Origin of the sequence: Shewanella indica (assembly GCF_033842865.1) — a bacterium.
In the GTDB taxonomy this organism is placed as follows: domain Bacteria; phylum Pseudomonadota; class Gammaproteobacteria; order Enterobacterales; family Shewanellaceae; genus Shewanella; species Shewanella indica.
On the sequence record NZ_JAWXXR010000001.1, the window covers coordinates 601,731 to 626,429 of the forward strand.

The 24,699-nt window shown below is 55.6% G+C and carries 21 protein-coding genes and 1 riboswitch; of the genes, 14 read left to right on the forward strand and 7 right to left on the reverse strand.

The window, feature by feature from the left end; all coding sequences use genetic code 11:
• Nucleotides 1–12: 12 nt before the first annotated feature.
• Nucleotides 13–113, reverse strand: a riboswitch (glycine riboswitch).
• A 353-nt stretch (nt 114–466) separates the two neighbouring features.
• From SIL79_RS02805 to SIL79_RS02840, 8 genes are all read left to right on the forward strand, one after another.
• Nucleotides 467–1,132 carry an ABC transporter ATP-binding protein gene (locus SIL79_RS02805; RefSeq protein WP_162206719.1) on the forward strand — a complete coding sequence of 222 codons (666 nt, stop codon included), beginning with the start codon at nt 467–469 and terminating at the stop codon, nt 1,130–1,132.
• Nucleotides 1,125–3,728, forward strand: a complete 2,604-nt coding sequence (locus SIL79_RS02810) for an ABC transporter permease (protein ID WP_162206720.1) — start codon at nt 1,125–1,127, stop codon at nt 3,726–3,728. Before SIL79_RS02805 ends, SIL79_RS02810 begins: the two co-directional genes overlap by 8 nt.
• Nucleotides 3,728–4,906 (forward strand): lipocalin-like domain-containing protein, encoded by a 1,179-nt coding sequence (locus SIL79_RS02815; RefSeq protein WP_071476564.1) that lies wholly within the window; start codon nt 3,728–3,730, stop codon nt 4,904–4,906. Before SIL79_RS02810 ends, SIL79_RS02815 begins: the two co-directional genes overlap by 1 nt.
• Nucleotides 4,907–5,295: 389 nt before the next feature.
• Entirely contained in the window at nt 5,296–5,595 is a 300-nt protein-coding gene (locus SIL79_RS02820; protein WP_233962644.1) for a chaperone NapD, read from the forward strand.
• Entirely contained in the window at nt 5,592–8,075 is a 2,484-nt protein-coding gene (napA, locus tag SIL79_RS02825) for a nitrate reductase catalytic subunit NapA (RefSeq protein WP_162206721.1), read from the forward strand. The genes SIL79_RS02820 and napA overlap by 4 nt, the downstream gene beginning before the upstream one ends.
• Nucleotides 8,076–8,085: 10 nt before the next feature.
• Nucleotides 8,086–8,829: a ferredoxin-type protein NapG gene (gene napG, locus SIL79_RS02830; protein ID WP_039035014.1), complete on the forward strand. Its 744-nt coding sequence runs from the start codon at nt 8,086–8,088 to the stop codon at nt 8,827–8,829.
• Nucleotides 8,826–9,764: a quinol dehydrogenase ferredoxin subunit NapH gene (gene napH, locus SIL79_RS02835; RefSeq protein ID WP_039035015.1), complete on the forward strand. Its 939-nt coding sequence runs from the start codon at nt 8,826–8,828 to the stop codon at nt 9,762–9,764. Before napG ends, napH begins: the two co-directional genes overlap by 4 nt.
• Nucleotides 9,761–10,201: a nitrate reductase cytochrome c-type subunit gene (locus SIL79_RS02840; RefSeq protein ID WP_025889974.1), complete on the forward strand. Its 441-nt coding sequence runs from the start codon at nt 9,761–9,763 to the stop codon at nt 10,199–10,201. Before napH ends, SIL79_RS02840 begins: the two co-directional genes overlap by 4 nt.
• A 106-nt stretch (nt 10,202–10,307) precedes the next feature.
• On the opposite strand, the gene SIL79_RS02845 is transcribed toward SIL79_RS02840, so the two are convergent.
• Nucleotides 10,308–10,943, reverse strand: a complete 636-nt coding sequence (locus SIL79_RS02845; protein ID WP_039035016.1) for a class I SAM-dependent methyltransferase — start codon at nt 10,941–10,943, stop codon at nt 10,308–10,310.
• A gap of 342 nt (nt 10,944–11,285) precedes the next feature.
• The gene (gene acnA, locus SIL79_RS02850) at nt 11,286–13,958 is read right to left on the reverse strand and encodes an aconitate hydratase AcnA (RefSeq protein ID WP_319618957.1); all 2,673 of its coding nucleotides are present in this window, start codon (nt 13,956–13,958) and stop codon (nt 11,286–11,288) included.
• Nucleotides 13,959–14,128: 170 nt separating this feature from the next.
• On the opposite strand from acnA, the gene SIL79_RS02855 reads away from it, so the two are divergent.
• Nucleotides 14,129–14,389 carry a DUF5062 family protein gene (locus SIL79_RS02855; RefSeq protein WP_025008966.1) on the forward strand — a complete coding sequence of 87 codons (261 nt, stop codon included), beginning with the start codon at nt 14,129–14,131 and terminating at the stop codon, nt 14,387–14,389.
• A 76-nt stretch (nt 14,390–14,465) separates the two neighbouring features.
• Here SIL79_RS02855 and SIL79_RS02860 read toward each other — a convergent pair whose 3' ends face one another.
• Complete coding sequence (locus tag SIL79_RS02860; protein ID WP_157823006.1) at nt 14,466–14,606, reverse strand: hypothetical protein; 141 nt, start codon at nt 14,604–14,606, stop codon at nt 14,466–14,468.
• A gap of 95 nt (nt 14,607–14,701) precedes the next feature.
• Here SIL79_RS02860 and SIL79_RS02865 point away from each other — a divergent pair, with 95 nt between their 5' ends.
• Nucleotides 14,702–15,583 (forward strand): LysR family transcriptional regulator, encoded by an 882-nt coding sequence (locus SIL79_RS02865; protein WP_039035018.1) that lies wholly within the window; start codon nt 14,702–14,704, stop codon nt 15,581–15,583.
• Between the two features lie 12 nt (nt 15,584–15,595).
• On the opposite strand, the gene SIL79_RS02870 is transcribed toward SIL79_RS02865, so the two are convergent.
• Nucleotides 15,596–16,465: a universal stress protein gene (locus SIL79_RS02870; protein ID WP_039035019.1), complete on the reverse strand. Its 870-nt coding sequence runs from the start codon at nt 16,463–16,465 to the stop codon at nt 15,596–15,598.
• A gap of 107 nt (nt 16,466–16,572) precedes the next feature.
• Here SIL79_RS02870 and SIL79_RS02875 point away from each other — a divergent pair, with 107 nt between their 5' ends.
• Complete coding sequence (locus SIL79_RS02875) at nt 16,573–17,769, forward strand: cation:proton antiporter (RefSeq protein ID WP_071476558.1); 1,197 nt, start codon at nt 16,573–16,575, stop codon at nt 17,767–17,769.
• Nucleotides 17,770–17,828: 59 nt separating this feature from the next.
• Here the strand turns inward: SIL79_RS02875 and SIL79_RS02880 are convergent, their stop codons facing one another.
• On the reverse strand, nt 17,829–20,066 hold the full coding sequence (locus SIL79_RS02880) for a S9 family peptidase (RefSeq protein ID WP_319618958.1): 2,238 nt from the start codon (nt 20,064–20,066) through the stop codon (nt 17,829–17,831).
• Between the two features lie 183 nt (nt 20,067–20,249).
• On the opposite strand from SIL79_RS02880, the gene SIL79_RS02885 reads away from it, so the two are divergent.
• A complete protein-coding gene (locus tag SIL79_RS02885; protein ID WP_071476556.1) occupies nt 20,250–21,239 on the forward strand; it encodes a class 1 fructose-bisphosphatase in 990 nt (329 codons plus the stop codon).
• 207 nt (nt 21,240–21,446) lie between these two features.
• Nucleotides 21,447–21,974, forward strand: coding sequence for an inorganic diphosphatase (gene ppa / locus SIL79_RS02890; protein ID WP_025008962.1), 528 nt, complete (start codon nt 21,447–21,449; stop codon nt 21,972–21,974).
• A gap of 57 nt (nt 21,975–22,031) precedes the next feature.
• On the opposite strand, the gene SIL79_RS02895 is transcribed toward ppa, so the two are convergent.
• On the reverse strand, nt 22,032–23,276 hold the full coding sequence (locus tag SIL79_RS02895; RefSeq protein WP_233962790.1) for a dicarboxylate/amino acid:cation symporter: 1,245 nt from the start codon (nt 23,274–23,276) through the stop codon (nt 22,032–22,034).
• 277 nt (nt 23,277–23,553) lie between these two features.
• Here SIL79_RS02895 and SIL79_RS02900 point away from each other — a divergent pair, with 277 nt between their 5' ends.
• On the forward strand, nt 23,554–23,880 hold the full coding sequence (locus SIL79_RS02900) for a hypothetical protein (RefSeq protein ID WP_233962643.1): 327 nt from the start codon (nt 23,554–23,556) through the stop codon (nt 23,878–23,880).
• A 128-nt stretch (nt 23,881–24,008) separates the two neighbouring features.
• On the opposite strand, the gene SIL79_RS02905 is transcribed toward SIL79_RS02900, so the two are convergent.
• A complete protein-coding gene (locus tag SIL79_RS02905) occupies nt 24,009–24,698 on the reverse strand; it encodes an LrgB family protein (RefSeq protein ID WP_083399819.1) in 690 nt (229 codons plus the stop codon).
• Nucleotide 24,699 lies beyond the last annotated feature (1 nt).

Sequence of the window (24,699 nt, forward strand, 5' to 3'; positions counted from 1 at the left end):
GGCGGTGCAATCATCCTCTCCTCTGTCCTTTTGCCTGAGCGTTTCGCGCTGGCCTAAGCCGGCACTTTCGCCTTCGGCGCCGGGGCATGCCCGGTCTCTCCAGAGGCTCGTCCAGTAACAGTCCACGCCGTCAATGCTGACCGGCACCTGAAAGAGTACCTCCAACCGGGTTAACCGGTGGAAATTGCCTCGTCGGTGTGGGGGCGATTCCCCACTCTCCTGCTACCTTCATCCGAACGGATTGCCACGTTATTCGTGGCAGGTGACACAGTTTGCGCCTAAATGGCCTCCGGCTCAAGGGGCAAAGCCCCCTAATCCTGTTTGCTGCAAAAAATTTGACCTCGACCTACACCCCGAGCGACCGAACCCGGTTCGGTTTACGCAGTAACAACAGCTGAAAGTCGAGTTCACCGATTAAAAAAACTTGTTATGCTGTAGCAGATTACTGCGATTCACAGGAGTTCAAATGCAGAGCCAGGTGTTGCTGGAAGGGGTAAGCAAAGGATTTTTGGACGGCGATCGCCCCCACAGGGTGCTGGAAAATCTCAGCCTGGAGATCAAACCCGGTGAGACGGTGGCATTGACCGGCCCCAGCGGCAGCGGCAAGAGTACACTGCTGAATCTGATAGCCGGTTTTGAGCACCCGGACAAAGGCCGCATTCTGCTGGCAGGTCAAGACAGCAGCCGCTGGCAGGACAAACAGTGGAGCGCCTTTCGCCGCCGCCATCTGGGGGTGGTGTTCCAGCAATTCAACCTACTGACGCCGCTCAATGTTCGCGACAATATTCTCTTTCCCCTGTCGCTGCTCGGTGAAGGCTGGCAAACCTGGTGCGATCACCTGGTGCAGGCACTGGGGCTGACGCCACTGTTGAACCGGGAAGTCGAAAGTCTCAGCGGTGGTCAACAGCAGAGAGTCGCCATTGCCCGCGCCTTGGCCCATAAGCCTGAACTGCTGCTGGCCGATGAGCCGACGGGCAACCTGGATGCCGCCGCCGGTGATGAGGTGATGCAGCTTTTGTGCTCTCTCGCCGCCGATGCCGGCAGTGCCATTCTTATGGTCACCCACAGCGAAACGGCCGCCGCCTATATGCAGCGCCGCTGGTACCTGCAGCAAGGGCGCATTCATGAATGACACAGGGGCGCTGACCACAATCAAGTTGGCCTGGCAGGCCCTGAAAGTCACCCTGGCCCACTATCGCAAGGCACCACTGCAAGCCGGCGCCATACTGCTGGGAGTGGTGTTGGCGGTGACTCTGTTGATTGGCGTCAAGGCCACCAATGACAACGCCATCAACAGCTACCGTGAGGCGGGCGAAGCCCTGGGACAACAAGCCAGTTTGTTTATCACCCCCAAGGCCCGCGGGGCCAGCCTCGATGAAGCGCTCTATTTCCAGCTGCGCCAAAGCGGTATCCAGGCGCTGCCGGTGATCAGCGGCGTCCTTGACGACGCTCAGGGTCGCCAGTGGCAAGTGGAAGGCAGCGATATCATTGCCGCCCTCGGCACCTTCGAGCAAAGGGGCAATGGCCGCAACCATCTGCCCTTGAATAGACTGCTCGCCGGAGAGCCCATCATTGTCATGAGTGACAGCCTGCATCAAGGACTCAAGGCGCCGCCAACCCTGTCCCTCGGTGGGCGCACGCTCGAAGTGCTGGCGCTCGCCGACTCAGAGCAGCTCGGTAACCGCCTCTATCTGGATATCTCGCTGGCCCAGCAACTATTAAAGCGCGAGGGCACCCTTAGCTATATCGCCCTCTTTGGCGAGCCGCAAAGGCTCAAAGAGCGACTCAAGCAAAGCGGACTGCCGCTGGATAAGCTGAATATCAGCGAGCAGGACAAGGGCGCCGCCCTGACCGCGCTCACCCGCAGCTTTCATTTGAACCTCAACGCCATGGGGATGTTGGCCTTCGTGGTGGGGCTGTTTATCGCCTACAACGGCGTACGCTACAGCCTGATGAAACGCCGCCGTTTGTTGCTCTTGTTGCTCAAGCAGGGCCTGGGACGGCGCGCCCTGATGCTGGCGCTACTGCTGGAGTTGTTGTTGCTGGTGTTCATTGGCTCGGCCAGCGGCTTTATTCTGGCGCTGCAGCTCAGCCAGTGGCTGCAGCCTATGGTGGCGCTGACCTTGGAGCAGCTCTATGGTGCGACTCTGCTGCCGGGGAACTGGCGCTGGCAATGGCTGGCTGAAGGTGCCGGTCTGACACTTATCGCCGCACTGCTGGCCTGCGTGCCCCTGTATCTTGAGCTTTGTCATCAGAGCCTGGCACAAAATACCCAGAGCCAATGGCATGCCCACAGACACAGAAGCATGCACAAACGCCTGTTTCTTATCGGGGTTGCGCTGCTTGCCCTGACGGCGCTGCTTTACCCCTTGAGCCAAACCCACCAACACAGCCTGGGCTTGATGGGGCTCTTGACCCTGGCTATCCCGCTGCTGTTGCCGCAACTGTTGCAGTCTTTACTCGGGCTATTGGCGCGGCTGTTTCCGTCCGGGCTCAGCAAGTACGCCATCGCCGATACCCGAGAGCTGGTGGCACCGCTGGCGCTGGCCATGATGGCGTTGCTACTGGCCCTGTGTGCCAATATCGCCATGAATACCCTGGTAGGCAGCTTTGACAAGACCCTCAGAAGCTGGCTCGACACCCGCCTGCATGCCGAGCTTTATATCCGCCCGGGCGCCGGCAATATGGCGAATCTGGAGCATTTTCTTGAGCAGCAAGCCCCCGGACTGGCTCACTTCTACCAATGGCAGGCGCCCTTCTATGCCAAGGGGAGCGGCAATGCACTGGAGATAAACCTTATCAGCCGGGACGCCGACTCTATCGCGCGCACCACGGCGCTGAAGACCTCGGCCCAAGTTGCCTCCAAAGAACAAGTTGCTTCCCAGGAACAGGTGCAAGGAGCCCAAAACCAGCAACAGCAAGCGCTGCTGACTGTGATCCAAGGCCAGGCTCTGGCTATCAGCGAGCCCTTGGCGCTGACCCTGGGGCTGGCGCCGGGCGACCAGCTCAGTCTCTGCCCGGATAAGGACTGCAAGACACCACTGACCCTGCCCATCAGCGCCATCTATTACGACTATGGCAATCCCAAGGGTGAGGTCCTGCTGGCGCAATCCCTCTGGCAACAGCTTAAGCTGCCAACTGAAGCCGTCAGCCTGGCTGTGAGTGGCATAGCAACAAGTGCAGAAAGCGCCAAGGGGGCAGGACTCACAAGCATTGCCGCCCTCGAGCGCACCCTCATTCAAGAGCTTGGACTCAGTCCGGTACAGGTCTACAGCCAGCAAAAAATTCGCGACGAGGCAATTCGGGTCTTCAACAAGACCTTCAGCATTACCCTGGTTCTCAACACCCTGACCTTACTGGTGGCCGCCGTGGGGCTTTTCAGTGCCGTGCTGATGCTGACCCAGTCCCGCCAGGCGAGCCTCGCCATGTTACGCTCGCTCGGGCTTACCCGTGGCCGGCTTTTGTCTATGTTGCTATTGCAGATGCTGCTGGTGGTGCTGCTCACCTGTCTGTTGGCCCTGCCCATGGGGGCGATTCTCGGTTACCTGCTTATTCATAAGGTGACGCTGCAGGCCTTCGGCTGGACCATAGCCATGCAGTGGGACTGGCTGGCCTATGGCCGGGTGGTGCTTTTGTCGCTGCTGTGCTGCATCCTGGCGGTGATAGTTCCCCTCTATTGGCAGAGCCGCCGCTCTCTGGTCTCCAGTCTGCAACAGGAGGTGCTCTAATGCGATTGATTACAATGCGATGGCCTGTCGCCGCGCCCTTGTTAGCGGGACTACTGCTGGGCGGCGCTGCGCTGAATGGCTGCGATAAGGCTCATCAAGACCAGGCTCAGCAGCAAGACTCACGGGCCATGAGCCGGGTGATGGGTACAGCGAGCGAAGGCTATGCGAAAGTCGAGCCAGGTGCGGCGCTGCAATTTCCGGAAGATCACTTATCCCACCCCAGGTTTCGCCAGGAGTGGTGGTATCTGACCGCCAATCTGACCACGCAAAGCGGTGAGCCCCTCGGACTGCAATGGACTCAGTTTCGTATTGCCCTTTCCCCGGATGAACCTGAATCCAGCTCTCCCTGGGCGACGAATCAGCTTTATATGGCTCACAGCGCACTCAGTTTTCAAAACAGTCACCAAAGCGCCGAGCGCTGGGCCAGGGGCGCACTTGCCGCGCCCCAAGGCAAAGCAGCCCATCCCCAGGGAGCTCAAGCCGGAGCCGTGGGCTTGCCGCTCAGGGTCTGGCTCGATAACTGGCGCTGGCAAAGCCGGGCGGCAAGTGGCCCCAATAGCGGGCTGTTTCCCGCCAGTTTACAGGTCAGCGAAGAGGACTTTGCCTTCGAGCTGCAACTCGATAGCCAAGCCGAGCTGCAGCCTCAGGGAGACAAGGGTTTCAGCCGTAAAAATGCCGCCGGCACTGTGGCCTCTTACTACTACAGCCAGCCCTTTATTCGGGTCGAAGGCAGAGTGCGCCACAAAGACCAATGGCTGCAGGTATCCGGCAATGCCTGGCTCGATAGGGAGTGGAGCTCAGAATTTCTCAGTCGCGGCCAACAGGGCTGGGACTGGTTCGCCTTGCGGCTCGATGACGGCTCGGCCCTGATGCTGTTTCAGCTCAGAGAGCAGGAAAACAAAGCCTTTTTCAGCGGCAAGCGCATGTATCCCGACGGCAGTGGCCACCCGCTGGCGCTCGATGATATCAGCCTCAGCGTCAAGGACTGGCAACAAACGGCCAGCGGTCGCTACCCTGTAGCCTGGCAACTGGAGCTGCCGGGAGAGTCTCTGTCACTGACTCTGGAAGCCCTCAATCCCAATGCCGCCATGAACCTGTCTATCCCCTACTGGGAGGGGCCAATCACCATCAAGGGCACACAAACCGGCATGGGTTATATGGAGCTGACCGGCTATTGAATAACCCAGCTATCGGGCTAGGTTGTCGATGTATGAGTGTTCAATAACCGAGCCGCTAAGCATCTAGGGCAGATAACCTCCTGAAAGACAGTTTGAAAAATCGCTTATCGGCAATGGCATCCGTCCGTTTGCATAACCCTCTTTAGGTAGTAAACAAGAACTATTCTCAAAATGGCGTTGCATTAATATTGCAAGAGTCAAGCGGCTAATCTGTTTAAATTTCAAACTTGGATTCAGATCACATTGAAAATGTTGATCCGGATCGCCAATCGCTTTCATTACCTCTCAAGAGGTATACCCACATTTTTAATGAGGTCTAGACTTTGATTCAGTTCCGGTGACTCGGCCCATGCCGTGCCTGTCGCCCTTACCTGTCGAGGTGAGCCTCAATGAAGCAACAAACAGAGATGGAATACCATGTCACCAGTCTGGTGGTGCATGCCGCTCCGGGAACCCTAGAGGCGGTAACCACTGCCATCCAGGCCCTTGAAGGCGCCGAAGTCCATGCCAGCAGCCCAGAAGGCAAATTGGTAGTCACCCTCGAAGGCGAAAGCCAGGGCGAGATCCTGGATAACGTCGAAGCAATCAACTGTCTGCCCGGGATACTGTCCAGCAGTCTTATCTATCATCAGGTCGATTCTGAGCCTGTCAGTCAAACAAAAGAAATAAAGAGTGAGGAAACACCATGAGCATAAGCCGCCGCGAGTTTCTTAAAGCCAACGCCGCCGTTGCCGCCGCCACGGCCGTTGGAGTCACTCTGCCAGTGAAAGTCGTCGAAGCCGCTGAGCAGAAAGACAATATTAAATGGGACAAGGCCCCCTGCCGATTCTGCGGTGTCGGCTGCTCTGTGCTGGTAGGCACAAAAGAGGGCAAGGTCGTCGCCACCAAGGGCGATCCTGAGAGCCCGGTCAACAAGGGCCTGAACTGTATCAAGGGCTACTTCCTGTCGAAAATCATGTACGGTAAAGACCGTCTGACCACTCCACTGCTGCGGATGAAAGACGGCCAGTATGCCAAAGAGGGTGAGTTCACCCCGGTGACCTGGGACAAGGCCTTCGATGTGATGGCAGAAAAGTGGAAGCACTCGCTCAACACCAAGGGCCCGACTTCTGTGGGCATGTTCGGCTCAGGCCAGTGGACCATCTGGGAAGGCTACGCCGCCTCCAAGCTGCACAAGGCAGGTTTCCGTACCAACAATATCGACCCCAATGCCCGCCACTGTATGGCCTCGGCCGTGGTCGGCTTTATGCGTACCTTTGGTATCGATGAACCCATGGGCTGTTATGACGACCTGGAAGCCGCCGATCACTTTGTGCTCTGGGGCGCCAACATGGCCGAGATGCACCCCATCCTCTGGGCCCGCCTGTCGGATCGCCGTCTGAGCCACCCCGACGGTAAGGTGCATGTACTGTCTACCTTCGAGAACCGCTCGTTCGATTTGGCCGACAACCCGATAGTGTTCAAGCCTCAGTCCGACCTGGTTATCCTCAACTATATCGCCAACTACATCATCCAAAACGACGCGGTCAACAAGGACTTCGTCAACAAGCACACCAAGTTTGCTCTGGGTGTGGATGACATAGGTTATGGCCTGCGTCCGGATCATCCGCTGGAGAAAAAAGCCAAGAACCCAGGTAACGGCAAGTTCAGCGATATCAGCTTCGATGAGTACGCCAAGTTTGTCAGCCGCTACACTCTGGAATACGCCAGCGAGATGAGCGGCGTGGAAAAAGAGCGCCTGCTGGAGCTGGCCAAGGCCTATGCCGATCCCAAGGTCAAGGTAATGAGCCTGTGGACCATGGGTATCAACCAACACGTGCGTGGGGTTTGGGCCAACAACATGCTCTATAACCTGCACCTGTTGACCGGCAAGATTGCCACTCCGGGTAACAGCCCCTTCTCTCTCACAGGCCAACCCTCAGCCTGTGGTACCGCCCGTGAAGTCGGCACCTTTGCCCACCGTCTGCCCGCCGATATGGTGGTCAACAACGACAAACACCGCGCCATCACAGAAAAGGCCTGGCAGCTGCCTGAAGGCACTATTCCGCCCAAGCCCGGTTTCCACGCCGTGTTGCAGAGCCGGATGCTGAAAGACGGCAAGCTCAACTGCTACTGGACCATGTGTACCAACAATATGCAGGCCGGCCCCAATATCAACGATGAAATCTATCCCGGTTTCCGTAACCCGGAAAACTTTATCGTGGTGTCAGATCCATACCCAACAGTCACCGCCATGGCGGCCGACCTGATCCTGCCTACCGCCATGTGGGTCGAGAAAGAAGGTGCCTATGGTAACGCCGAGCGCCGCACCCATATGTGGCACCAACAGGTAAAAGCCCCTGAAGGCGCCAAGTCGGATCTGTGGCAGCTGATGGAGTTCGCCAAGCGCTTCAAGGTAGAGGAAGTCTGGCCCGCGGAGCTGATTGCCAAGAAACCTGAATACGCCGGTAAGAACCTCTATGAAGTGCTGTTCGCCAACGGCGTGATCAACAAGTTCCCCGCCAGCGACTGTCAGGCCGAGCTCAACGATGAATCTGAACACTTCGGCTTCTATGTGCAGAAGGGGATCTTCGAAGAATACGCCGCCTTCGGTCGCGGCCATGGTCACGATCTGGCTCAGTTCGACCGCTACCACGAAACCCGCGGTCTGCGTTGGCCGGTAGTGGATGGCAAGGAAACCCTGCGCCGCTTCGTTGAAGGTTCTGACCCTTATGTTAAACCGGGTTCAGGCTATCAGTTCTACGGCAAGCCGGATGGCAAGGCGGTGATCTTCGCCCTGCCCTACGAACCGGCCGCCGAAGAACCCAACAGTGAATATGATCTGTGGATGAGTACAGGCCGGGTGCTGGAGCACTGGCACACAGGTTCAATGACCGCCAGGGTGCCCGAGTTGTACCGCGCCTATCCGGATGCACAGATCTTCATGCATCCTGATGACGCCAAGAGCCGTGGCCTCAAGCGTGGTGATGAAGTCATCGTCGCCTCGCCTCGCGGCGAAGTGAAGACCCGGGTTGAAACCAAGGGCCGTAACAAGCCGCCCAAAGGTGTGGTGTTCATGCCCTTCTTCGATGCCCGTCAATTGGTCAACAAGCTGGTACTGGACGCCACCGACCCTCTGTCCAAAGAGACAGACTACAAGAAGTGTCCGGTCAAAGTGATGAAGGCGTGAGGCAGCAGTAATGGGTGACAAACGCAATGGTGTCAATAACATCAATCGTCGCCAGTTTCTGGCGACCACGGCCAAAGCCGGCTGTGTGATGGGGTTGGCCGGGCTGGGGATTTCAGCGTTGGCCAAGTCCCAGTCGCTGGCGCCCCAGGCGATACGTCCCCCGGGCGCCCTCGCCGAGGACGCCTTTCTCTCGGCCTGTGTTCGCTGTGGTCTCTGTGTCGAGGCCTGTCCCTATGACACCCTGAAACTGGCGCGTTGGTTTGAAGGGGCTGCCACCGGCACGCCCTTCTTCAGCGCCCGCAGTATCCCCTGCGAGATGTGCGAGGACATTCCCTGTACTCGCGCCTGTCCCAGTGGGGCACTGGATACCGGCCTCGAGAAAATCGAGGATGCCAGAATGGGCACAGCCGTACTAATAGATGAGAAAAACTGCCTTAACTTCAAAGGCCTGAGATGTGATGTCTGCTACCGCGTCTGCCCGCTCATCGATGAGGCCATCACCCTTGAGCGTGCCCGCAATGAGCGCAGTGGCCACCACGCCATGTTTATTCCTACCGTGCATGCCGATATCTGCACCGGCTGCGGCAAGTGTGAACATGCCTGCGTTTTGGAAGAAGCGGCGATCAAGGTGCTGCCGCAGAAACTCGCCAGCGGCAAGACCGCCGAGCACGACACTTACATAGACACGGAAAAGACCACCCTGGAGATGCTCAATCAAGGGCTGCCTGGACTGGGTAACGGAGGCGCAATATGAGTCGAAGAAAAAACCAAAGCTCAGACGCCTTTGCCGCCGATGCCATCGCCACCCTGGGTTGGTGGAAGGCACACAGGTTCCTGCTGCTCAGACGCCTGTCACAACTGAGCGTTTTGCTGCTGTTTGCCATAGGGCCACTGTTTGGCCTCTGGCTGCTGAAAGGCAACCTGTCGGCCAGTCTGTTACTGGACACAGTGCCGCTGGCCGATCCGCTGGTGACGCTACAAAGCCTGGCCAGTGGCCATCTGCCGGAACTGAGCCTGCTGCTCGGCGCCGCCATTGTCGCCCTGGGTTATGGTCTGCTGGGTGGACGAGTGTTCTGCAGCTGGGTCTGCCCGGTCAACATGGTGACCGATACGGCCGCCTGGCTCAGACGCAAGTTGGGCCTGCCCAGATTGCCCGAGCTGCCAAGGTCGCTGCGCTACTATCTGCTGGTATTGGTGTTGCTGTTGCCCCCACTGACCGGCCTGTTGGCCTGGGAGTGGCTCAACCCAGTTCCCGTGGCCTACCGGGCCTTGTTGTTCGGTGGCTTCAGTGGCCTGTGGCTGCTACTGGCGATACTGCTGCTGGATCTGTTCGTCAGCGAGCGCGCCTGGTGCAGCCACCTGTGCCCCAGTGGCGCCCTCTACAGCCTGCTGGGCAAGCTGCGACTGGTCAATATCGAGGCGGTAAGAGCCAACGACTGCAACAACTGCATGGACTGTTTTACCGTGTGTCCCGAACGACAGGTGCTCAAACCCGCCCTCAAGGGAAGCAACCCTACGATAACCAGTACCGATTGCACCCTCTGCGGCCGCTGTATCGATGTCTGTGCCAAGAAGGTCTTTGAGTTTGATACGCCATTAACCCGGCTCTCGCCTAAGGGTGAAGCCAAAGACAAATCCAACAAAATAGATTGCAACCGAATTGCCACCAAGGCGGAGAACAAGCAATGAAAAAAACACTCAGCGCAGCCGCGATGCTGCTGGCACTCAGCGCCTGCTCAGGACAGCAGGCAGAAACGGCTCAGCCGGTTAACGTCAGTTCTCTTGGCGGTGGCGATGCAGAGATTAGCTCTGTACGCCCGGCCGATGCCATGCCTTCCTATCCAATGCGTGGCAATGCCATAGAGCGCAACTACGCCGAGCAGCCGCCGCTCATTCCTCACAAGGCCGACTACCCCATCAGCCTGAAGAAAAACAGCTGCATGAACTGCCATGACTGGAGCAAGGCCAAGCGCATGAAGGCAACGCCTGTGGCCAAGTCCCATGTTATCGACGACAAGGGCACCCTCAATGGACAGAACTATTTCTGTACCCAGTGCCATGTGCCTCAGGCCGATAACAAGCAGCCGCTGGTGGAAAATAACTTCAGCACTGGCGCTGCCAACTGATAGCGAAAAAACCGGGTCGCTGCTTCCTGGAGGCGCCCCGGTTTCAAGGTACAGCCCCAAAGGGATTGGGGCTTGCCTGCCCTTCCCAGCCCTTCACTTTGATGCCTCAATTTTTCTGAAAAATGGCAATCCGCCGCTCATCGACAAAACATAAGCTCAAAGCAAACATCTCACAGAGCCAGTCCAATGTTGCGCGATGGAAGAAACTGCAATGGGTAGGATCCCGGGTATAGTGCCAGTCATAAAACTGGGCTTCACTCTGCCAGCGGTCTGTCATTATGCCTAAATAGCCCCCCGGAACCAGATGTGCCAGCAGCGCGCTTATCTCGGCGGCAGGCCAGTGCAAGTGCTCGAAACACTCGCTGGAGAGAATAAAGTCATACTGTGCCTGCAATGGATTGGGGAAAAACAGCGGGTCGAAATCGTCACACGCTATCCCTTCCCGGGCCAGGAGTTTCGACAGTGTCGGCCCAGGGCCACAGCCAAAGTCCAGTCCCTGCATGCCCGGGCGCAGAAAGGTCATCGCCGGCGTCAACAAGCGCTGCAAAAAGCCCACATAGCCGGGATCGTCAATGCTGTTCTCGTGGGTATCGTAAAACTGCTGTTCCTCATTCAAGGGCAGCAAATGCACAGGGTCGAGAAAGATGAGCCGACACTCTGGGCAGAGAAAATAACGTCTGGCAACCCTGGCGGGAACTGTCTGTTTAGGTTGGGTGTTGGCACACAAGGGGCATGGATTCATCTATGACTCGGTTCACTTTAACGGCTTTGGTTTAACGGCTTTGGTTTAACGACTTTGGTTTTACAGCTTTGGTTTTACAGCCTTGGCCTAAAGGCTTTAACTCAGAGCTCTAATTCAGAGCTTTGGCTCAGTGCCTGGCTCATTACTTTGACTCGGCGGTTGGCTATCGGGCAGGAGCTTTCATACTTTCCCGCAACAGTCGCCGCCAAAAACTGCACCTACTCTAACAAACCCCGTCCCCGGCTCCTAGGGAAGGTGCAAACAAATCCCATGTTTGCTCTGCTGTTGTGGAATAGCAAAAACCGCCCCCCCAGAAGGCGGTTTTTGACTGAACCAGCTGAGCTATTCGGTGGCCAAACGCTCCAGCACATAGGTCAGCACACCACCGGCACGGTAGTAGGCAACCTCCATGCCGGTATCCAGGCGGCTGAGCAGCGCTATGGTTTTGGACTCACCATTGGCGTAATGGATCTGCGCCTGCAGCTTCTGGTTTGGCTTAAGCTCGCCATCCAAGCCGAGAATATCCACTGTCTCATCACCGGTCAGGCCCAGAGTCTGACGGGTCTCTCCGGGCAGGAACTGCAATGGCAGCACGCCCATACCCACCAAGTTGGAGCGGTGAATACGCTCAAAGCTCTCCACTATGACCGCCTTGACCCCGAGCAGCAGCGTACCCTTGGCGGCCCAGTCACGGCTGGAACCTGTACCATACTCTTTACCGGCAATAACCACACTCGCCTGCTTTCTGGCGCGATAGGCCATGGCAGCGTCATAGATAAAGCGCACCTCAGATTCGCCCTGCATTCGGGTTACACCGCCTTCATGCCCGGGCACCATCTCATTGCGGATACGGATATTACCGAAGGTACCGCGCATCATCACCTCGTGGTTCCCACGGCGTGAACCGTAGGAGTTGAAGTCCTTGTCGGCTACACCATGACCGCGCAGGTAATCGGCTGCCGGACTGTTTTTGGGGATCACCCCGGCCGGGGAGATATGGTCTGTGGTGACAGAGTCCCCCAGTAGCGCCAGAATCGCGGCCCCCTTAATGTCACCCGCATTACCGCCGTATTCGGCTTCGAAGAAGGGCGGTAACTGAATATAAGTGGAGGCGGGATCGAAGGCATAGGTTTTGCCCGAGCCCGAGTCGATGGCGCGCCAGGCATCATCGCCATGAAACACATCGGCGTACTGCTGCTGGAACATGCTGCGACTCACCTTGCCCATTACGGCGGCTATCTCGGCATTGCTGGGCCAAATGTCTTTAAGGAAAACCGCTTTACCATCGCGGCCTTTGCCTATGGGATCGCGACTGAGATCGATACGGCTGGTTCCCGCCAACGCATAGGCGACCACCAGAGGAGGCGAGCAAAGCCAGTTGGACTCCACCAAGGGGTGGATCCGCCCTTCGAAGTTACGGTTACCGGAAAGCACTGAACCCACATGGATCTTCTGTTCGCTGACCGCCTTGGTGACCGCCTCCGGCAAGGGGCCCGAGTTACCTATACAAGTAGTGCAGCCATAACCCACCAGGTTAAAGCCCAGGCTATCGAGCGCCGTTTGCAATCCGGCCTGTTGCAGATACTGGGTCACCACCTTGGAACCTGGGGCCAACGAAGTCTTGACCCAGGGCTTGCGCTCCAACCCCAGCTCCACCGCCTTTTGTGCCAGCAACCCGGCAGCCAGCATCACCGCCGGGTTGGAAGTATTGGTACAACTGGTGATGGCGGCAATCACCAGATCGCCATGGTGCATGGCAAGCTCGCTACCTTCGAGTACAAACGCCTGCTCAAGCTCGCTGCGCCCCGAGAGACGGATGGCATCTTCGGCCGCCTGTTTGAGCTGACTGACGGCGACTCTGTCCTGGGGCCTCTTGGGCCCGGCCAGGCTGGGTTCAACACTGGCAAGATCCAGACTCAGGGTATCGGCAAACTCGGGGGCGCTATCGCCAGTCTCTCGCCACAGCCCTTGCGCCTTGGTGTAAGCCTCCACCAAGGCAAGCGTCTGTTCATCTCGGCCACTGAGACGCAGATACTCCAATGTCTGCGCATCCACCGGGAAGAAGCCACAGGTTGCACCATATTCAGGTGCCATATTGGCGATGGTGGCTCGGTCGGCCAGCGGCAGCTGATCCAGGCCATCACCATAGAATTCGACAAATTTACCCACTACCCCCTGACGGCGCAGCATCTCCACGACTCTGAGCACCAGGTCGGTGGCTGTAATGCCTTCACTGAGCTGCCCCTTGAGCTCGAAACCCACCACATCCGGGATCTGCATTGAGATGGGTTGCCCCAACATGGCCGCTTCGGCTTCGATACCACCAACACCCCAGCCAAGTACCCCCAGGGCGTTGATCATAGTGGTATGGCTGTCTGTACCCACCAGTGTATCTGGATAGACCCAAGTGGCGCCTTCTTCGCCAAGTCCTTGCCAGACACCTTTGGCCAGATACTCGAGGTTTACCTGATGGCAAATGCCGGTACCCGGTGGCACCACGGAGAAGTTATCGAAGGCGCCCTGGCCCCACTTGAGAAATTGATAACGCTCGAAGTTGCGCTGCATCTCAATCGCCACATTGTCCCGATAGGCATCCGGATTGGCAAACTTGTCGATGCTGACCGAGTGGTCAATCACCAGATCCACCTTGGACAGAGGATTGATCTTTTGCGGATCGCGCCCTTTGGCCACCAGCGCCGCCCGCATGGCGGCCAGGTCTACTATCGCCGGGACGCCGGTAAAGTCCTGCATTAATACCCGCGCCGGATGGTAGGCGATCTCCTGCTGACTGCCGCGGCCGCGGCCCTTGGCCAGCGCCTGCAGATCGTCGATATCACAATGGTCGGTATCCAGATGCCGCAGAATGTTTTCCAGCAGCACCTTGCAACTCTTGGGTAATGCGGCCACCTCGGCAATTTCCGCCAGGGGCCCTTCATTGAGGCTGTAGTATTGGAATGAGGTGTTTTTGACAGTCAAGGTGCGTTGCGCCTTGGCCTGATATTTGACTTTGGACATCACTACTCTCCCTAAGTTGAGTTGTCGTTCCGCCAACCAGCTTAAGTTATGCTCAAATAAGGTACAAGGGCACCTTAGGTTGTCGCAGTATTTTTAAGTGTAATCTCAGCCACTTTGCGCTAGTTTAGAAACGAGCCCAAGCAGGGGGCGATAAGCTGGGAGCGATACAGATGAAGAAACACAAGAATGAAGCGGCTCTGTTGAAACTGGCGTTGGAGATAGGTTTGGGATACTCGCTCAAGCGTGGCTTTGCCCCTCTTGGGGATAAGGTGCCGGAGAAAGAAAAAGTCGAGTGCGTCTATCGCCTCTTGGTGCAGGATAAACTGATAGGGCCTTTGCCATCGGACAAAGAAGATGGCCCCAATATGAAACATAGGCTGGTAATGTGGATCAGCGGCAAATTGCCCAAGGAGCATCCACTATTACAATAACCTTGCATCATGCAGGATATAACTATGCCAAAATAGTTAAAATGACAAAAAGAAACCCGGCACGGGCCGGGTCACTTTAGACTGCTTTGGCTTTTTTGTGGAACATCAGCTTCCAGAAACTCTGGGACTTGGCTTTGACTGGCTTGGCCTTGTGTTCCTCAGTTTCAGTGGCAGTTTGCCACAGGGAGCTAACCCACAAACCTTGATATGCTTTCATCGATATTTCCTCTTTACTTGGGACGCTGATCAAATTAACGCCGCCAGGTCTATTAGTAAAATGAATTAATTCCATAGCAAGAATTCCAAATAAGCATGAACGTACCAATCAAGACCTTACACTGCTTTCTGACCCTGGTGGAAACAGGTAACTTTACCCGAGCCGCCGAGCAGTTGTACCTGACTCAGCCAACCCTGAGCAAAATGATCCAGCGTCTGGAAGACACTCTGGAACAACAACTCTTGATCCGCAGCAATCAAAAGGTAGAGCTGACGCAAGCCGGAGAAATATTTCATGCCAGCGCCTGTCAGATAATAGGTCAATGGCACAGAATGGAGCAGGACTTGAGTAACTTGAGTGGCCTCAAATCCGGCCACCTGCGCCTCGGGGTCTGCCCCATGATGAGCAGTCTGACCATAGATCTGTTAACCGAGTTTCGCCGCACCTATCCGGCGGTCGAGTTGCAGATGCATGAATACGGCGGCTTTGGTTGTGAGCAGGCACTACTCGCCGACACCCTGGACATCGCCTTCACCGCACTGCCTACCACCCATGGAGAGCAGTTGTCTTCATCGCCACTGCAGGGTTATCCGCTGAAGGTCTGTCTGCCGGTAGGTCACCCACTGACCAGCAAGCAGGCGATAGAATGGCGGGATCTGGCCGAGTATCCTTTCATCCTCTACAACGAGGACTTTTCACTGGCAAAGTTATTGACCCGCCTGAGCCGCGAAGCCGGGGTCACGTTGAATATCGCTTTTCGCAGTGGTCAATGGGACTTTCTCGGCGCCATGGTACAAGCCGGAATGGGGCTGGCGCTGCTGCCGGAGCCCATCTGCGACAAGCTCGGCGAGCAAACGCTCAGCTATCGACCTATGGCGAGTGAAATCACCTGGCAGCTAGGGCTGATTTGGCGCAACAACCTGCCCTTGACCCCGGCTGCCGAGGCCTTGGTTGCCCTCAGTAAAAAGGGGTTGTGAGAAGGCAGGCTATTAGCTTGCCTGTTCCTCATCGGTTGGGATAACCAGCACATTGCTGCGTACGCGCCGCAAAATCTGCTCAGCGGTATTGCCTATCACCCGCCCCATCAAGCCCTGGCGCTGACGTGCACCAATCACCAGATAGTCGCTCTTGAGCCTGCAGGACAACTGATACAGACAGAGGTCAGGATCGCCGGCAATAATATGGATCTGCTCTTTGGGGAGCCCAGTTAATTCCAACAGGGTTTGATGTCTGCGCCAGGCCGACTTGACCATTTCATGCAGGTTAAGCACCTCGAGATCGCGGATCACCTTAGGCACCCGAATAATATGTGCCAGATGCAACTTGGCACCACTGGCCTTCGCCAGCTCTCGACCATGCTGCAACACCAGTTGATTGAGGCGCTGTTTTTGCTGACTTTTGGCATCGAGATCCACCGCCATCAAAATACTGGATGCCTTCTTGATCGGGTTATCGCTGAGCAGCATCAAGGGCACCTTGGTGCTGCGAATAAGATGCCAATCGGTCGGCAGAAAATGCTCGCTCTGGTGCACTGTCTTAACCACCATATCAAAGCCATAGCGACCGGCATGGCTGCTGACATGTTCGTAGAGATACTTGCTCCAGATAATATGCAGCGGCACATCCTCTGCATCCAACTTTTTGAGATGAGCCGACACCTCGGCTTGCTTCTCCTTCATCAGCCGCTGCTGGGCGGCCCCGGCAAGCCGTGGACTGTAATATTCGTCACCAGAGAAATATTCGTAGCAATAAGCAAATACTTGAGGTTGCATCTCAAGTAATTCCGCTACCTCCAATCCTTTGGCAATCGCATCAGTGTTAGCCTCTTCATGTTGTTCGATGATAAAAAGCTTACCCATTTGTTTTCTCCAAACTTTCTGGTAATTGTCTACTTTTTAGACTCTAATCTGGTGCAGGATAAACCATACTGATCCCGATCAACAATTGCACCTATGGGGGATACTCAATGTCGATGGATAGTCTGTTGATCGCCTTGTTCCTGATCTTGCTGTTCTCCCGCGTGCTGGGAGAGTGCTGCAACCGTATCGGCTGGCCTGCGGTAGTGGGGGAAATAGGGGCAGGCTTGTTGCTTGGTCCTTCAGTGCTCGGCTGGCTGGAACCAACCCAAGTGCTGGCCAATATCGCCGAGCTCGGGGTGATACTGTTGCTGTTTTCCATTGGCGCCGAAACCTCGATACAGCGCCTCTACAGCGCCGGACGTCAGGTGGTGGCGGTGGCCATTATCGGCATAATCGCTCCTCTGCTACTCACCGGCCTGGCTGCCTTCTATTGGTTGGAGCTATCGCTGTTTGCCGCCCTCTTCTACGGCTGTACCCTGACGGCCACCAGCATAGGCATCTCTCTCAGGGTGCTCAGCGACAGTGGCCAGCAACAATCCAGTGCCGGTCATCTGATCCTGGGAGCGGCGGTATTTGACGATATTGCCGGGGTGATACTGCTCAGTTTGCTGTTTAACTTTGCCAGTGAAGGCCAACTGGCACCGCTGGCAATCATTAAACTCTGCGGCTTACTGCTGCTGTTTCTACTGCTGGCACCGCCACTTGGTAGGATGTTAATTTACCCGCTACGAGTGCTCAGCTATCAATCCCAAACCCCTGGCTATGAGGCCGTGGTCATGCTGACACTGATCTGCCTGTTTGCCTGGCTGGCACACCTTTTCGGCGCCCCGGCGCTGCTCGGCGGTTTTGTCGCCGGTTTGGCGCTATCAAGGCAGTTTATCTGGCCCTGGCAGAAGTATCTGCAAAACCCCTTTCCCTTTACCCACAAGCTGGAAAAATCGATGCAGCCACTGACCGATGTGTTCGCGCCTGTGTTCTTTGTCTATGTGGGTATCAGCCTCGACTTGAGCCAGCTGAACCTCAGCCCCTACAGCCTGTTGCTCTTGCTGGCGATGATACTGCTGGCATTTATCGGCAAGCTGGCGGCCGGTTTGGTGGTCAGCGGCACTTGGCGGCAAAAGCTGATAGTCGGCAGCGCCATGGTGCCCAGAGGAGAAGTCGGTTTGGTCTTTGCTGAAGTGGGACGGCAGTTGGATATCATTCCGGCCAAGGTATTTACCGAATTGGTGTTGGTGATAGCCATCACCACCCTGCTCGGCCCCTTGCTGCTCAGACGCCTGTTGCCCAAGGAGGGCGAAGCATAAAAAGCCGCGCCATATGAGGCGCGGCATTTTATGCTTCCAAATAATTTCAGCTTACTGGCTCAGTTGCCTTTCAGCTCTGTCTCGAGGAAATCGGTCAGCGAGCGGTACAGATGAGTGCGCACCTTATCGCCCCGCATCGAGTGCTTGGAGCCGGGGTAATCTATCATGCGGAACAACTTGCCTTCATCCTGCAGTGCCTTATATACCCGAGTACTGTTCTCGAACAATACATTGTCATCGGCCATGCCGTGATACATCAGCAAGCCTGAACCATACTTGCTCACATAGGGGAAGACACTGCTGGCCTCGTAGCCCCGGGCGTTGTCGTCAGGATGGCCGAGATAACGCTCTGTGTAGTGGGTGTCGTACAGAGCCCAGTCGGTCACAGGGGCACCACTGATGGCCGCCTTGAAGTAGTCAGGCGCCTTGAACAGGCTCATCAGCGCCATATAGCCGCCATAGCTGTGGCCATAGATGGCAATGCTGTCGGCCTTGACCCAGGGCAGGGTGCGCAGGAAATCGACACCTGTCTTCTGATCTGCCACTTCAGCATCACCAAGATGGCGGTAGATCACCTGCTCGAAGGCCGTGCCTCTGTGCGCCGAACCCCGGTTATCCAACTGAAATACGGCAAAGCCCTGCTGCAACAGATATTGGGTGTAGTAATCCTGCTCACTCCAGCTATTGACCACCAACTGGGCGTGAGGCCCACCGTAAACCCTTACTACCACGGGGTATTTGGCCTTGCTGTCGAAATTCACCGGCTTGAACAGACGGTATTGCAACACCTTGCCATCTTTGGCCTTGAGGGTGCCAAACTCGGGCAACTGCCACAGCCCGGCATAGTCATACAGAGGGTGTCCGGCCTTGACCGCGTTCTCTTCTACCCAAGCCAGATGCTCACCGCTTTGGTTGTGCAGACTCACCTGGGGAGGCTGCGACAGGCTGTTAAAGTAGTCGAGGTAGACAGATTCCTTGTCGGCAAACACGGCATTGTGCATGCCGCCACGCCGGCTGATGCGCTCTATCTCACCGCCATTGAGGCTGACCCGATACAGATGGCGCTCGACCACACTGTCTTTACGGCCACTGAAATAGACCCAACCCTGCTTTTCATCTAGGTGTTCTATCTCGTCAACCGCCCATTTCCCCTGGGTCAGTTGCCATTTGACCTTGCCCTTGTCATCAAACAGATAGATATGGTTGAAACCATCACGCTCGGATGCCCAGATAAAACCGGGCTGCTGCTTGAGAAAATAGAGGTCATGGTTGAGGTTAACCCAGGCATCGCTGCGCTCGGACACCAGAGTCACGGCGCCTTTGCCCTCGCGGCTGTCTACCTGACGCAAATCCAGCTGTTGTTGACTGCGATTCTGCCATTGAAACGACAAATGCTTGCTGTCCGGCAGCCATTTCACCCGCGGCAGATAGATATCTTTCTCACTGCCGAGATCCACCCATTGGGTCTTCCCGGACGCCAGTGACACCACCCCCAGGGCAATCTCGACATTGGGCTTACCGGCATAGGGATAACGCTGCTCGGTCAGCTTGATGCCATCGGCATAAATCTCATTGCGGGTCACCAGCTCCACGCCCGACTCATCGATGCGGGTATAGGCGATGGCCGATTCATCCGGTGCCCACCAGTAACCTGTCATACGGTCCATCTCTTCCTGAGCCACAAACTCGGCCATGGCGTTCTTGATGGCCCCGCCGCCATCCTGGGTCAGCGCCGTGAGCTTATGGTCTTTCAGCTGGAGTACATAGAGGTTTTGTGCAGCTACAAAGGAAACAAAATTGCCCTTGGGCGACAGTTTGGCATCTGTGGCAAAGGCATCCCCTGTCGGCAGTTGGGTTACTTTGGTATCGGCCAGGCTGAAGTAGTAGAGCTTACCGGCCGCCGGGATCAGCAGTGCCTGACTGTCGTCGGCCCAGAAGTATTCCATGATCCCCTGGCCATACACTCGCTGCCGCTCGCGGCGGGCCTTCTCTTCATCGGAAAGTTCACCGGCTTCGAGCCTGGAGGCATCCAGCAGCAAACTGATCTGGCCGGTGGCGACATCCATCTGCCAAAGGTCGTAGAAGTATTGGTTGTCTTTACGGCCCGCCAGGTAAGTGACCCGCTTGCCGTCGGGAGAGAGTTTCAGCCCTCGGGGGCTGGCACCGGCCAGTGCCGGTGAAGCATAGAGGCGCTCAACCGTTAAGGGCGTTTTGCCACCTTCCAGAGCGAAGGAGTGGCCGCTGGCCAGTGTCAGAGGTATCGCCATAAGCGCCGAAGCCATCCAAGTTTTTTTCATTATTATTTCCGGAATTATAAGAGACAAGAGCCACGGCATCCGGCCACAGCCCAAAAAACAGCCCTCATTCTGCCCCAATTGACAAGGGATCGGCAAACCCGTGCAATTGGCCGCTGAAATATCGCCGGTTCTCGGTTATGATCCTGTCCCAGAAAAAGCTCAGACCTCTTTTAAGGAAACAAGATGCAGACTCTGGCCCAAACCCTCAAACAGCAGGCTGTCACCCCAGCCTTGTCCCAATTGCTTCTCACTCTGGCCCAAAGCTCAGTCGCCATCAGTCAGGCGGTAAGACACGGCGCACTGGCCGGTGTGCTGGGCGCCACCACCCAGGAAAACGTTCAGGGTGAAACCCAAAAGAAACTGGATGTGATCACCAACGAAATGCTCAAAGATGCCCTCAAGGCCGAAAGCACAGTGCGCGCCCTGGCATCGGAAGAGGAAGATCATATTGTTGAAGTCGGTGACAGCGGTGAGTTTCTGGTGTGTTTCGACCCACTGGACGGCTCTTCCAACATAGACATCAACTCGCTGGTGGGCACCATTTTTTCTGTGCTGCCGGCACCCGAGGGGGAGATCAGCGAGCAGAGTTTCCTGCAAAAAGGCAGCGAGCAACTGGCGGCGGCCTATGTGCTCTACGGCCCATCGACCATGTTGGCCCTGACCACAGGCCAAGGGGTGCAACTCTTTACCCTGAATCCGGAAACCGGCGAGTATCTGTTAACCAATGAAGCGGTGAGTATTCCCAAAGACACCGCCGAATTTGCCATCAATATGTCCAACCAGAGATTCTGGGAAGCGCCGATGCAGACCTATATTGCCGATCTGCTGCTCGGCAAAATCGGCCCGAGAGAGAAGTCGTTCAACATGCGCTGGATTGCCGCCATGGTGGGCGATGTGCACAGAGTATTGAGCCGCGGCGGCATCTTTACCTACCCAACTGACAACAAGAACCCGGATAAGCCCTACAAGCTGAGACTGATGTACGAAGCCAACCCAATGGCACTGCTGGTTGAACAGGCCGGCGGCAAGGCCAGCACAGGTTATCAGCGCATTCTCGACATTCAACCGGAGCAAATTCACCAGCGGGTAGCCGTCATTCTGGGCTCGGCCAATGAAGTCGATGCCTGCCTCGAGTACCATCAGCAGGATTACAGCGGTGAGCCTGAACTCTAAACGCCGCTTGAGGCTGCCGGGGTCGGCAGCCTTGAATTGGCGGTATGGGCCAGGGCCTGAGACAGATTGCCTTAGATGAACTGTTGGCAATTAGTCTTAAGACCGCGGCCTTTCATTGGCAAGCCGTCAAATCGCGCTATAATACGCGCCACACTGAACTTCAGGCTGGACCTGAAATAGATTTATACACAGTCTAAGGATACTTCCATGAGCTTAAATGCAGTGCCTGCGGGCAAATCCCTGCCAGATGACATCTACGTGATCATCGAAATTCCACAAAACCACGACCCTATCAAGTATGAAGTGGACAAGGACACAGGTGCCTTGTTTGTGGATCGCATGATGACTGCGCCTATGTTCTATCCTTGCAACTACGGCTATGTGAACCAAACTCTGAGCCTGGATGGTGATCCGGTAGACGTGCTGGTTCCTACCCAGTATCCACTGCAGCCAGGCAGCGTTATCCGTTGCCGTCCAGTTGGCGTACTGAAAATGACCGACGAGTCAGGTGAAGATGCCAAGATTGTTGCCGTACCACACGAGAAGATCTCCAAGGAATACGGTCATATCCAGGATGTGAACGATCTGCCTGAGCTGCTGAAAGCCCAGATCAAACAGTTCTTCGAACACTACAAGGATCTGGAATCCGGCAAGTGGGTTAAAGTTGATGGCTGGGAAGATGCCGAAGCCGCCCGCGCCGAAATCCTGTCAAGCGCCGAGCGTTACAAGGGCTAAGTCCCGAGCGACAACGCCAGCAACATAAAAAAATCCGGCAAATAGCCGGATTTTTTATTAGGCGTTAACCGCCTCTGTCTGATGTCCCTTCTCGGTTTGGTCCACTATGGTCAACACCGCAGCGTCGCCCACCACATTGCAGGAAGTCAACACCATATCTATGATTCTGTCCAGCGCTGCCACTATCGCAAAAGCTTCCACGGGTAAGCCCAGTTGATGGATTAACACGCCTATCATCACCATACCGCCACCTGGAACCCCGCCGGCGCCCACAGACAGCAGAAAGATACTGAATATCAGAGTAGGCAGCTGTTCGCTGGAGATTGGCTGACCAAAGGCGTTGGCAACAAAGAAGATGGCGATAGTGATATAAATCGACACGCCGCCCATATTCATGGTGGCTCCCAAAGGCACACCGAACCCGGCGACCGCCTTATTGACCCCAAGCTTTTCGGTCAAGGTTCGCATAGTCACCGGGATGGTGGCATTGGAGCTGGCAGTCGACAGAGAAAACAGGATCTGCTCTTGGGTCTTGGCACGAAAGCTCTTGGCACTGACCGGGGTAAACACAGCCACAGCCAGAGGATAAACAATGAAAATCCACAGCAGCAGCATGGTTAGGATGATGGCCATATAACCCAGTACACTGAGAAAAACTTTGGCTTCCAGAGTGGCTCCCAGTTTGAACATCAGCGCAAACACTCCAAATGGCGCCAGCTGCATTACAGTCATGATGAGCTTCATCATGATCCCATTGGCAACTTGAAAACCTCTAACCGCTGCGCTGCCGGCGTCATCCAGCGACTTGATGACCCCACCCAGCAGCAGCGCCATAAAGATCACCTGCAACATGTTGCCCGACATAAAGGCATCGACAGGGTTACTGGGCACTATGCCGACAATCAGGCTGATCAAATTGGGCAACTCGGTCGCGGTAATGGCCATATCCTGGCCGCCACTCATATCCACTCCGACACCGGGCTGCAGCAATAATGAGACACACACCGCCGCCAGGATAGCGAGCAGGGTATTAATGATATAGAAGCTGAAGGTCTTGCCGCCCAAGCGACCGAAGCTCTTGAGGTCCTGCAATTCGCAGACACCGCAGACTATGCTGACAAATACCAGCGGCATCACCAGCATCATGATCATATTGACAAACATGGTGCCCGCCGCGGTGGCTACCTCAACCAGGGTGCCGGAAAAGAAACCGATATGCCCCAGCCCATATTGCACCACAGAGCCCAATAACAGGCCGCTGAACAGACCCATAAAGATCCGTCCGGAAAGAGATTTGAGTATTGCCATTGTACGTTCCAATTCGGCATCGTTCCTGATGCACAACTATCATCCCTGTTCGCTCTGGGAAGGGATAGTGAAACATGCTACTCAAAAGTTCAATGATAAAATGCTCAAAAAGTGCCTCCGCAACATGTTAAGAACCTCAAAAATCAACGATAAAAACTTGATTTAAAACCATTTTAAATTTTGTCAAAAATTTACCCTATGGATTACCCCGTTTACAAACGCACAGCGCAACAACAAATCCACAACAAATACAAAATATTTATCAGTGAATATGTCTAAAAATACAAAAATAACAGTATTAACAGCCAGAATTTCAATTCAAAGCAGTGAGCTTGTTAGGCCGCTTGCCATTTTACTGCAGATCCTGCTTGTTAATTTCGTCATCAAAGTGACTTTCCGCCTCACTCAACCCCAAGCTAGAAAAACCGCCACAGAAAAAATCATAGGGGCAAACCATAGAGAAAGTTGGCAGCAGAAGCACCAAAGCAAGCAGGAGAAAACCCGCAGAGCGCGATTGGAGAAGATAGTCCCACGGACAAAAAATGGGCAAAAAAAAGCCGGTGGGGCGCACCGGCAAATCAAGCAACATATTACCTGAGAGGCTCAGGAAAAACGCCTGACGATGCAGGCGGTCACCACAAGAAAAGGCCATCGGGTGATGGATAGACTCAAAAACGGCAGTAACCCTTGTGGTCAGGTCATCTACTTGAATCCAAATCGATTAAATCAAACAAAAATCAACGCAAATAAAGGCGCGCCGAGCACCATGGCGATACCGGTAAAGATCATCGTCAGACTGGCAATCACGCCTTCCTGCTGACCGAATTCGCTGGCTTTGGCGGCGCCGGCACCATGGGCAGAAGCGCCGAGTGCCACTCCTTTACCAAGAGAGGTCTTGATCCGCGCCAACTTGAACAACGGCTCACACACCAGCATACCTATCACGCCGGTGAGCAACACCAACATAGCGGTTAATTCCGGCACGCCACCGAAGGCACCAGTGGCCTCCATGGCAAAGGGCGTCGACACAGAGCGCACCAGTACGCTGTGACTCAGTTCGCTCGGCAGAGGCACCAATTTGACCAATAGCCAGGATGACACCAAACCCAACATGAGCCCGGCCATAACCCCAAGGCTAATAGTGATCGGATAACGGCGGATCAACTTGCGCTCGCGGTAAATAGGCACTGCAAAAGCTATGGTCGCTGGGGCCAGCAATGCCATCAGCCAATGGGTGTACTCAAAATAGGTCGGCAGCGGAATCGCCAACAGCAACACCACAGCCAGCACGGCCAAAGGCGCCAAAAATATCGGAGCCAACCACCAGCTACGATGCCTGCGGTATAAAGCCTTGGCGCCGTAATAACAGATAAGGGTGATCAGCAGACTCAAAAGAGCAAGTAAGCTGTGAGACATA